The following is a 9,800-nucleotide window of genomic DNA, read 5'->3' as shown; positions in this document are numbered from 1 at the left end:
GATGCCGGTGACCACCGGGTACCGCAGTTTTCTGTCCACCGACGACCTGACCGACGACGAGCTGCACGCGCTCGTGGCGCGCGGCGTGGCGCACTCGCGCGGCGAGCTCGACCACCGACCGCTGGCCGGGGCGGTGGTGGGGGTCTACTTCCGGATGACCTCCACCCGGACCCGGGTGGCGTTCTCCACCGCGGCGCTGCGGCTGGGCGGGCAGATCGTCCCGCTGGGGCCGAACGACCTGCAGACCAACACCGGCGAGTCGGACGCCGACACCGGCGCGGTGCTGGCCCGGATGCTCGACGTGCTGGTGGCGCGGGTGGACGCGCCGCTGTCGGCGCTGGCCGGGTGGGCCGGGCACGGCCGGATGGCGGTGGTCAACGCGATGGCCGCCGAGGAGCACCCGACCCAGGCCGTCACCGACCTGGTGACGCTGACCTGCCGGTTCGGCGGCGTGCCGGGGCTTCGGGTGCGCTACGTGGGCGAGGGCAACAACTCCGCCGCCTCGCTGGCGCTGGCGCTGTCGCGGTACCCGGACGTGTGGCTGGACCTGCGCACCCCGCCCGGCTACGGGCTGGCCGCGGACGTGCTGGCCCGGGCCCGCGCGCACGCGCGGCGGTCCGGGGCGCGGGTGACCGAGCGCGCCGACATGGTGGACCTGTCCCCGGTGGACGTGGTCTACACCACCCGGTGGCAGACGACCGGCACCAGCAAGGCGGACCCGCACTGGCGGCGGGTGTTCCAGCCCTTCCGGGTCACCGCCGCGCTGTGGGAGCGCAGCCCGGACGCGGTGTTCCTGCACGACCTGCCCGCCCACCGCGGCGACGAGGTCACCGCGGACGTGCTGGACGGCCCGGCGAGCGCCGTGCTCGACCAGGCCGGGCACAAGCTCAGCGGCGCGCTCGCGGTGCTGGACTTCTGCCGCACGGGGCACACGTGGACGTGACCACCGGGGGTGCGGCGACCGGACCGGCGACCGCCGCACCCCCGCTGCGCCGCAACCGGGCCTTCCGGCTGCTGTGGACCGGTGCCGGGTTCTCGGTGCTGGGTGCCCGGGTCAGCGCGGTCGCCTACCCGCTGCTGCTGGTGTGGCACGGCGGTTCGGCGGTCGGCGCGGCCCTGGTCGGGTTCGCCGCCCTGCTGCCCCTGCTGCTGGTGCAGCTGCCCGCGGGCGCGCTGGTCGACCGGCTCGACCGCAAGCGCACGATGATCTGGTGCGACGTGCTGGCCCTGGTCGCGGTGGCCGGCGTGGTGGCGCTGCTGCTGGCCGGGCACCTGTGGGTGCCGCTGCTGATGGCCGCGGCGTTCCTGGAGGGCTCGGCGGCCATCACCTACCGGCTGGCCGAGCGCGCCGCCGTGCCCAACGTGGTGCACCCCGACCACCTGATGACCGCGCTGTCCCGCAACGAGGCGCGGGGCCGGGCCGCGGGGCTCGTCGGGCAGCCGGTCAGCGCCGCGCTGTTCGCCCTGGTGGCGTGGGCGCCGTTCCTGTTCACCGCGGTCTGCCACGCGGTCGCGCTGACCACCCTGGCGCCGATCCGGGCGGACTTCGCCGCGGCACGGGCGCGGGCGGCGCGGGCGCGGCTGCGCTCGGAGATCGCCGAGGGTGTGCGGTGGCTGCTGCGGCAGCGGTTCCTGCGCGTGGCGCTCACCCTCACCGCGGTGACCAACGTGCTGTTCCAGGTGCTGTCGCTGTCCCTGGTGCTGATCGTGCGGGAGGCCGGGTCGTCGCCGGTGACCGTGGGCCTGATCGGCGCGGCGGCCGGGGTCGGCGGGGTGCTCGGCGCGCTGTCCGGGTCCTGGTTCGCCGCGCGGGTCCCGCTGGGCGCCACGGTGATCGGCGTCTTCGCGGTGTGGGCCGCGCTGATGTCCTCGGTGGCGCTGACCGCGAACCCGGTCGCGCTGGGCGCGCTGTTCGCCGGGATCAGCTTCGCGGGCGGCCTGGCCAACGTGACCGCGGGCCTGTACCAGGTGCGCGTCACCCCGGACGCGCTGCAGGGCCGGGTGGGCGGCGTCGCGGCGCTGATGACCTCCGGGACGAACTCGCTGGGTGCCCTGGCCGCCGGTTTCCTGCTGGCCGGCCTGGGCACGACGCGCACGGTGCTGGTGGCGGGCGCGGTGATGGCCGGGGTGGCGGTGCTCGCCGCCGCGCTGCCCGTGGTCCGCCGTGCCCGCATCACCCCGGCTGCCGCCGGTGGACCCGCGGATCCGGCCTGAGCGCCGGGTATAGGTTGGTGGCCGAGGGAATATAGGCCGGCCGACACGGTGGACCCATGGCCTCCGACCGCTGGTTCCGCGCCCCCCTGCCCAGGCCCGCCGCCCGCGCGCGGCTCGTCTGCTTCCCCTTCGCGGGCGGCGCGGCGAGCGCGTTCCGCGACTGGGCGGCGCTGCTGCCCGACGACGTCGAGCTGATCGCCGTGCAGTACCCGGGCCGGCAGGACCGGGCGGGCGAGGACCTGCCGCCGGACCTGCCCGCGCTGGCCGACCGGCTCGCGGCCGCGCTCCGGCCCCTGGCGGGCCGGTCCACCGCATTCCTGGGGCACAGCATGGGCGCCGTGGTCGCCTTCGAGGTGGCCCGCAGGCTCCGGCCCCGATTCCCGGCGCCGCTGGCCCGGCTGTTCGTCTCGGCGTGCGCCGCGCCTCCCGCCCTGCGCCCGCGCGGGTTGCGCTTCGAGGACGGGGAGCTGCGCGACTACGTCCGGTCGATGGGCGGCGCGGGTGGCGAGGCGGTGGCCGACGACGACCTCTGGCAGCTGGTGCGCCCGGTGCTCGCCGGCGACCTCCGGCTGATGGAGTCCTACCGGTACGACCCGGGCGCGCCGCTGGCCGTGCCGATCACCACCCTCGCGGGCGAGCGCGACCAGTACGCCCCGCCGGCGTCGATGCGGGCGTGGCGCGAGCTCTCGCTGGCCCCCACCGACCACCACGTGCTCCCGGGCGGCCACTTCCACTTCGAGGAGGACCTCCCGGCGGTGGTGCGCGTGCTCGCCGCGGGCCTCGGCGAACCCCGGTCGCGCACACCTGAACCGTCCGTTGTGGACGGTGGGCGCGACGCAATATAGGCCCGGTATCGGTGGTCCCGCGACGCTCACCGCGCCCGGTCCGGATTCGTCACCCTGGGGGAGAGCCCGATGAGCGGTGTGTCCACAGCATTCACCTCGACGCCGGAGCTGGTCTCCCGCCAGGCGGCCCGGACGCCCGACGCCGTGGCCGTCGCCGGTGCCCGCGCGCTCACCTACCGCGAGCTCGACCGGCGGGCGAACTCGTTGTCGCACCGGCTGATCGCGGCGGGCGCCGGCCCCGACCGCCCGGTGGCGGTGTGCCTGCCGCGCTCGCCCGACCTGGTGGTCGGGCTGCTCGCGGCCTGGAAGGCCGGCGCGCCCTACGTGCCGCTCGACCCCGACCACCCGAGGGCGCGCACCGAGGCCCTGGTGGCCGGGTGCGGCGCCCCGGTCGTGCTCACCGACGACCCGCGGCGCTGGACCGGCGGCGACACCGGTGTCGAGCCGGTGTCGCCGGACGCGGGCTCGGGCGGGCCGACGACCGCGCCCGAGGTGGAGGTCACCGCCGCGCACGCGGCCTACGTCGTGCACACGTCCGGGTCCACCGGCACGCCCAAGGCCGTGGTGATCGACCACGGCGGCATCGGCAACCGGATCGACTGGGCCGTGCGCGTGCTGGACCTGTCCGCCGCCGACCGGGTGCTGCAGAAGACGACCATGACCTTCGACGCCGCCTGCTGGGAGGTCTTCGCCCCCCTGGTCAGCGGCGGCAGCGCGGTGCTGGCCGCGCCCGGCGCCGAGCGCGACCCGGCCGCCCTGGTGCGTGACGTGGCCGAGCACGCCGTCACCGTGCTCCAGGTGGTGCCGTCGGTGCTGCGTGAGCTGGTCACCGCGCCCGGCTGGGCCGGCTGCACGGCGCTGCGCGCGCTGTTCAGCGCGGGCGAGCCGCTGCACGCGGAGCTGGTGCGCGAGTTCCTCGGGCTGGTGCCCGGACCGGTGCGGGTATGGAACACCTACGGCCCCACCGAGTGCTCGATCGACGTGACCGCGCACGAGTACGACCCGGTGCAGCGCTCGGGCCCGGTCCCGATCGGCGCCCCGCTCGACCGCACCCGGGTCCTGGTCCTCGACGAGGCGGGCGACCCGGCAGAGCGCGGTGAGCTGCTCGTCGGCGGTGCCGGGCTGGCCCGCGGCTACCTGGGCCGCCCCGACCTCACCGCCGAGCGCTTCCTGCCCGACCCGGTCGGCCCGCCCGGCGCGCGCCTGTACCGCACCGGCGACCTGGTCACCCGCCGCGCCGACGGCACCCTGGTGTACGTCGGGCGGCTCGACCAGCAGGTCAAGGTCGACGGCGTGCGGATCGAACCGGGCGAGGTGGAGGCCGCGCTGGCCGGCCACCCCGGCGTGCTGGGCGCCGTCGTGGTGCCGTTCCGGTCGGCCGCGGGAGGGCTGCGGCTGGCCGCTCACGTCCGGGTGCGCGACGAGCGGGTCCTGGCCGGCCTGCGCGCCTTCCTGGCCGAGCGGCTGCCCGCCACCCACCTGCCCGCCGCGTACCTGCCGGTGACCTCGTTCCCCACCACGGCCACCGGCAAGGTCGACCGGGCCGCGCTGCCCGCGCCGGACGCCACGCCCGGCCCGCGCCGGGAGCCGGCCACCGACGAGGAGCGCCTGGTCGCCCGGGCCTGGGCGGAGGTGCTCGGCCCGGAGGTCGACGCGCACGCCGACACCGGCGCCGACTTCCACCGCTTGGGCGGTTCCTCGCTCCAGCTCGCCCGGGTCGCCGCGCGGCTGCGGGCGGCCACCGGCAGGCCGGTGGCGCTCTCCGCGCTGGTCTCCGCCACCACCGTCGCCGCCCAGGCGGCCCTGCTCGCCGCGCACCGGGCGGACGCGCCGGAAGCCCCGATCCCGCCCGTACCGCGCACCGGACCGCTGCCGCTCTCGCCGGGGCAGCGCAGGCTGTGGCTGCTGGACCGGATCACGCCGCGGTCCCGCGAGTGGGTCACCGGCCTGTTACTGCCGGTCCCCGCGGGCGCGACCGCGACCACCGTGCGGGGTGCGCTGACCGACCTGGTCGCCCGGCACGAGGCGCTGCGCACCCGCTACACCGAGCACGGCGGCGAACCCGCGCAGGTGGTCGACCCGCCCGGACCGGTCGCCCTGCGCGTGGTCGACGGCGACCGCCACCGGCCGGGCGAGGTGCTCGACGCCGACGCCGAGCGGGGGTTCGACCTGGTCACCGGACCGCTGCTGCGGGCCACCCTGGTGACCGGGCCCCGGCCCGAGGTCGTGCTGCTGGTGCACCACATCGCCTGCGACGGCTGGTCGGCCGCCGTGCTGGAGCGCGAGTTCGCCGAGCTGGTCGGCGCGCGGCACCGGGGCCGGGCCCCGGTCCTGCCGCCACTGCCCATCGGATACGCCGACTACGCCGCCTGGAGCGCGCGCCGCCTCACCGAGGACGCCCTCGCCGACCAGCTGAGGTACTGGCGGGACGCGCTCGACGGCGCGGCGCCCACCACCCCGCACGCCGACCACGCCCGCCCCGTCGTGCGCGACGGCCGGGGCGCGGTGGTGCCCTTCACCGTGCCCGCGCCGGTCATGTCCGCGCTCCGGGAGCTGGGCCGCCGCGCCGGCGCGACCCCGTTCGCCACCCTGCTCACCGCGTTCGCCGTGCTGCTGGCGCGGCACACCGGCCGCTGGGACGTGGTGGTCGGCACCCCGGTGGCCGGGCGCGACCGCCGCGAGCTCGACGACGTGGTCGGCTTCTTCCTCAACACCGTGGTGCTGCGCTGCGCCCTCGACCCGGGAACGGGCTTCGACACCGCGCTGGCCGCGGTGCGCGACACCTGCCGTGACGCGTTCGCCCACCAGGACCTGCCCTTCGACCGGCTGGTCGCCGAGCTCGCCCCGGAGCGCGACCTGTCCCGCACGCCGCTCTACCAGGTCGCCTTCGACCTCCACGACGAGGTGTTCACCGGCTCGCCCGCCGACGCCGAGGGCCGCGAGGAGCTGGCCCGGGTCTCCCGGGTCGCCAAGACCGACCTGACGCTGTACCTGCGCGACCTGGCCGACGGGTCGACGCACGGCGTGCTGGAGTACGCCACCTCGCTGTTCCGCGAGGACACCGTGGCGCGGTTCGCCGACCAGTTCACGCACCTGCTCGACCTGCTCTCGCGCGGCGCGACCGACGCGCTCGCCGACCTCGACGCCGTGCCACCGGCCGAGGCCGCCGAGCAGGCGCGGTGGCGGCACGCGCCGGCCCCGCCGGTCACCGAGTCCGTGCTCGACGGGTTCGAGCGCCAGGCCGCCGCCACGCCGGACGCGGTCGCGCTCGTCGCGGAGCGGGGGACGACGACCTACCGCGAGCTCGACGGCCGCGCCAACCGGCTGGCCCACCACCTGCTGGTGCTCGGCGCGGGCCCGGAGTCGGTGGTGGGCGTGCGCCACGACCGCGGCGCCGACCTGGTGGTGGCGCTGCTGGCGGTGTGGAAGGCGGGCGGGGCCTACCTGCCGCTCGACCCCGACCTGCCCGACGCCAGGGTCGGCGCGGTGCTCGCCGACGCGGGCGCCCGCATCCTGCTCACCCAGAAGGCGCACGAACCCACCGGCGGCGCGGCGTTCGACGGCATCGTGGTGCTGACCGACGCGCACCCCGACAGCATCGCCATCGCGGTGCGCCCGGACTCCGCGCCGCCGAGGTCCGCCGACCTCGACTCGCTCGCCTACCTGATCTGCACCTCCGGCTCGACCGGCCGCCCCAAGGCCGTGCAGGTCCCCCACCGGGGCCTGGCCAACCACGTGCGCTGGGCGGTGGCCGAGCTGGCGAACTGCGGCACCGGCGGCGGCGCGGTGTTCTCCTCGGTCGCCTTCGACCTGGTGGTGCCCAACCTGTGGGCGCCGCTGCTGGCCGGGCGGCCGACCCACCTGCTGCCGCAGGACCTGGACCTGGGCGCGTTGGGCCGGTCGCTGCTGGCGGCGGCGCCGTTCGCGTTCCTCAAGCTGACGCCCGGGCACCTGGAGGTCCTGACCCACCAGGTGCCCGCGGCCCGGCGCGCCGGGCTGGCCGAGGTGGTCGTGGTCGCGGGCGAGGTGCTGCCACCCGCCCTCGCCGAGACCTGGGCGTCGGCCCTGGGCGAGGGCCGGCTGGTCAACGAGTACGGCCCGACCGAGACGACCGTGGGCGCCTGCGTGCACCCCGTCCGGGTGCCGCTGGACCGGGCGGCCGTCCCCATCGGGCACCCGCTGCCCGGGATCTCGGTCCACGTGCTCGACGACCGGCTGCGGCCGGTCCCGGTCGGCGCGGCCGGTGAGCTGCACGTCGGCGGCACGGGCGTCGCCCGCGGCTACGCGAACCGGCCGGGGCCGACCGCCGAGCGCTTCGTGCCCGACCCCTTCGGCGAGCCAGGGTCCCGGCTGTACCGCACCGGCGACCTGGCGCGGCTGCTGCCCGACGGCGCCGTGGAGTTCCTGGGCAGGCTCGACGACCAGGTCAAGATCCGCGGCCACCGGGTGGAGCCGGGCGAGGTCGCGGCGGTGCTGGCCGAGCACCCCGGGGTGCGCGAGGCCGTCGTCGTGGTGCGCCCGGACGCGAGCGGGGCGCCGGGCCTGGTCGCCCATTGGGTCGCCGGCGAGACCGCCGCGACCGAGGCGGACCTGGTCGCGCACTGCGCCGCGCGGCTGCCCGGCTACATGGTGCCCGCCGCGTTCGCGGAACTGCCCGCGATCCCGTTGACCGCCAACGGGAAGCTCGACAGGGCCGCGCTGCCCGAGGTCACCGCGCCCACCGGGGCGCGGCAGCGGCCGGACGGGGTCGTCGAGGAGCGGATCGCGGAGATCTTCGCCGGGCTGCTGGGGGTCGAGGTCGGGGCGCACGACGACTTCTTCGGCAGCGGCGGCAACTCGATCCTGGCGATCAGGTTGATCGCCGCGGTCCAGTCGGCCTTCGACATCGACCTGCCCGTCCGGGCGGTGTTCGAGGGCGCCACCGTGGCCGAGCTGGCCGCGGCGGTGGAGAGGCAGGTGCGCGCCGAGGTCGACCTGATCCCCGACGCGGACCTGGTCGCGGAGTCGGCCCGGCTCCACCGGCACTGACACGCCCAGGCACCGAGGAAGGGTGGCATGAGAACCATCGAGGAGTACGAGAAGGCGCTGGTCGGCTTCATCGGGGCGGAGTTCCTCCCCGCGGCCGAGCGCGCGCAGCTGACGCCGACCACGCCGCTGATGGAGTCCGGCATCCTGGACTCCCTGCGGGTCGCGGTCCTGCTCACGCACATCCGCGACGACCTGGGGGTGCACGTGCCGTTCGAGCGCATGGACGCGCGGGGGTTCGCCGACATCGCCACGATCTCCCGGATGCTGGTGGACGCGGTGCCGGTGGCGGGGGAGCGGGCATGAGCGGGCACGGCGTGGACTACGACGTGGCTGTCATCGGCGGCGGGCCCGCCGGCTCCACCGTGGCCTCCTACCTGGCCCGGGCCGGGCTGTCGGTGGCGGTGTTCGAGGGGGAGGTGTTCCCGCGCGAGCACGTCGGCGAGTCGCTGGTCCCGGCGACCACCCCGGTGCTGTCCGAGATCGGCGCGCTGGAGAAGATCGACGAGGCGGGCTTCCCGCGCAAGTACGGCGCCTCCTGGACCTCCGCCGAGTCGCGAGACATCCCCACCCTCGGCTACCGGGGGCTCAGCCACGGCTGGGCGGCGGAGATCCAGTTCGTCGAGCGCGACCAGCCCGGCGTCGACCGCGACCACACCTTCCACGTCGACCGGGGCCGGTTCGACGCGATCCTGCTGCGGCACGCCGCCGAGCAGGGTGCGGCGGTGTTCAACGGCGTCCGGGTGCTGGACGTGGACTTCGACGACCCGGCCGCGGTCCGGCTGTCCTGCCGGGTGGGCCCGCGCACGGTCGGATTCACCGCGCGGATGGTGGTCGACGCCTCCGGCAGGCACACCCTGCTGGGCCGCAAGCTCAAGGTGAAGGTGACCGACCCCGTGTTCGACCAGTACGCGGTGCACACCTGGTTCGAGGGCCTGGACCGCAACCTGCTGGCCACCAGCGCGGAGGAGGCCGACCACATCTTCGTGCACTTCCTGCCGATCAAGGACACCTGGGTCTGGCAGATCCCCATCACCGACACCGTCACCAGCGTCGGCGTGGTCACCCAGAAGAAGCGCTTCGCCGCCGCCGAGGGCGACCGCGAGAAGTTCTTCTGGGAGTTCGTGGGCAGCCGCCCCGAACTGGCCGACGCGCTGAAGAACAGCAGGCGGCTGCGCCCGTTCAAGGCCGAGGGCGACTACAGCTACGCCATGGAGCAGATCTGCGGCGACCGCTTCGTCCTGATCGGCGACGCGGCCCGGTTCGTCGACCCGATCTTCTCCAGCGGCGTCAGCGTCGCGCTCAACAGCGCCCGCATCGCCGCCGCCGACATCGTCGCCGCCCACGCGGCGGGCGACTTCGGCCGGGCCCGGTTCGCCAACTACGAGACGAAGCTGCGGCGGGCGGTGAAGTACTGGTACGAGTTCATCTCCATCTACTACCGCCTCAACGTGCTGTTCACGGCGTTCGTGCAGGACCCGCGCTACCGCATCGACGTGCTGAAGATGCTTCAGGGCGACGTGTACGACGGCGAGGAGCCCAAGGCGCTGGTGGCCATGCGCGAGGTGGTGGCCGCGGTGGAGAACAACCCGGACCACCTCTGGCACCCCTACCTGGGGACCCTGCGCGCGCCCACCTCGGCGCCGTCCTTCTGACCCGCCGAACCGACCCGGAAGGCCCCGCCCCGTGCGGGGCCTTCCGCGTGCGCGGGCCCGG

Annotated in this window: 6 protein-coding genes; all 6 read left to right on the top strand. The window is 76.0% G+C overall.

All coding sequences use genetic code 11. From position 1 onward, the window contains the following. The first annotated feature begins 1 nt into the window (after window position 1). The 6 genes from ABD223_RS38830 (at window position 2) to ABD223_RS38805 (ending at window position 9,739) form a co-directional block, all read left to right on the top strand. Complete coding sequence (locus ABD223_RS38830; protein ID WP_344042468.1) at window positions 2-943, top strand: ornithine carbamoyltransferase; 942 nt, start codon at window positions 2-4, stop codon at window positions 941-943. Continuing rightward, window positions 934-2,214 carry an MFS transporter gene (locus ABD223_RS38825; protein WP_344042466.1) on the top strand — a complete coding sequence of 427 codons (1,281 nt, stop codon included), beginning with the start codon at window positions 934-936 and terminating at the stop codon, window positions 2,212-2,214. Before ABD223_RS38830 ends, ABD223_RS38825 begins: the two co-directional genes overlap by 10 nt. Window positions 2,215-2,270: 56 nt before the next feature. Then, complete coding sequence (locus tag ABD223_RS38820; RefSeq protein ID WP_344042464.1) at window positions 2,271-3,059, top strand: thioesterase II family protein; 789 nt, start codon at window positions 2,271-2,273, stop codon at window positions 3,057-3,059. A gap of 69 nt (window positions 3,060-3,128) precedes the next feature. Continuing rightward, window positions 3,129-8,087 carry an amino acid adenylation domain-containing protein gene (locus ABD223_RS38815; protein WP_344042462.1) on the top strand — a complete coding sequence of 1,653 codons (4,959 nt, stop codon included), beginning with the start codon at window positions 3,129-3,131 and terminating at the stop codon, window positions 8,085-8,087. 27 nt (window positions 8,088-8,114) lie between these two features. Then, the gene (locus tag ABD223_RS38810; RefSeq protein WP_344042460.1) at window positions 8,115-8,390 is read left to right on the top strand and encodes a phosphopantetheine-binding protein; all 276 of its coding nucleotides are present in this window, start codon (window positions 8,115-8,117) and stop codon (window positions 8,388-8,390) included. Then, window positions 8,387-9,739 (top strand): NAD(P)/FAD-dependent oxidoreductase, encoded by a 1,353-nt coding sequence (locus ABD223_RS38805; RefSeq protein WP_344042458.1) that lies wholly within the window; start codon window positions 8,387-8,389, stop codon window positions 9,737-9,739. The genes ABD223_RS38810 and ABD223_RS38805 overlap by 4 nt, the downstream gene beginning before the upstream one ends. Window positions 9,740-9,800 lie beyond the last annotated feature (61 nt).

The organism is Saccharothrix xinjiangensis (assembly GCF_039527585.1).
GTDB classification, from domain to species: domain Bacteria; phylum Actinomycetota; class Actinomycetes; order Mycobacteriales; family Pseudonocardiaceae; genus Actinosynnema; species Actinosynnema xinjiangensis.
This window is presented reverse-complemented; position numbering and strand designations above follow the sequence as displayed.

Coding starts and splice junctions, on each gene's coding strand:
- ABD223_RS38830 (WP_344042468.1), top strand. CDS start 2: ATGCCGGTGACCACCGGGTACCGCAGTTTTCTGTCCACCGACGACCTG.
- ABD223_RS38805 (WP_344042458.1), top strand. CDS start 8,387: ATGAGCGGGCACGGCGTGGACTACGACGTGGCTGTCATCGGCGGCGGG.
- ABD223_RS38815 (WP_344042462.1), top strand. CDS start 3,129: ATGAGCGGTGTGTCCACAGCATTCACCTCGACGCCGGAGCTGGTCTCC.
- ABD223_RS38820 (WP_344042464.1), top strand. CDS start 2,271: ATGGCCTCCGACCGCTGGTTCCGCGCCCCCCTGCCCAGGCCCGCCGCC.
- ABD223_RS38810 (WP_344042460.1), top strand. CDS start 8,115: ATGAGAACCATCGAGGAGTACGAGAAGGCGCTGGTCGGCTTCATCGGG.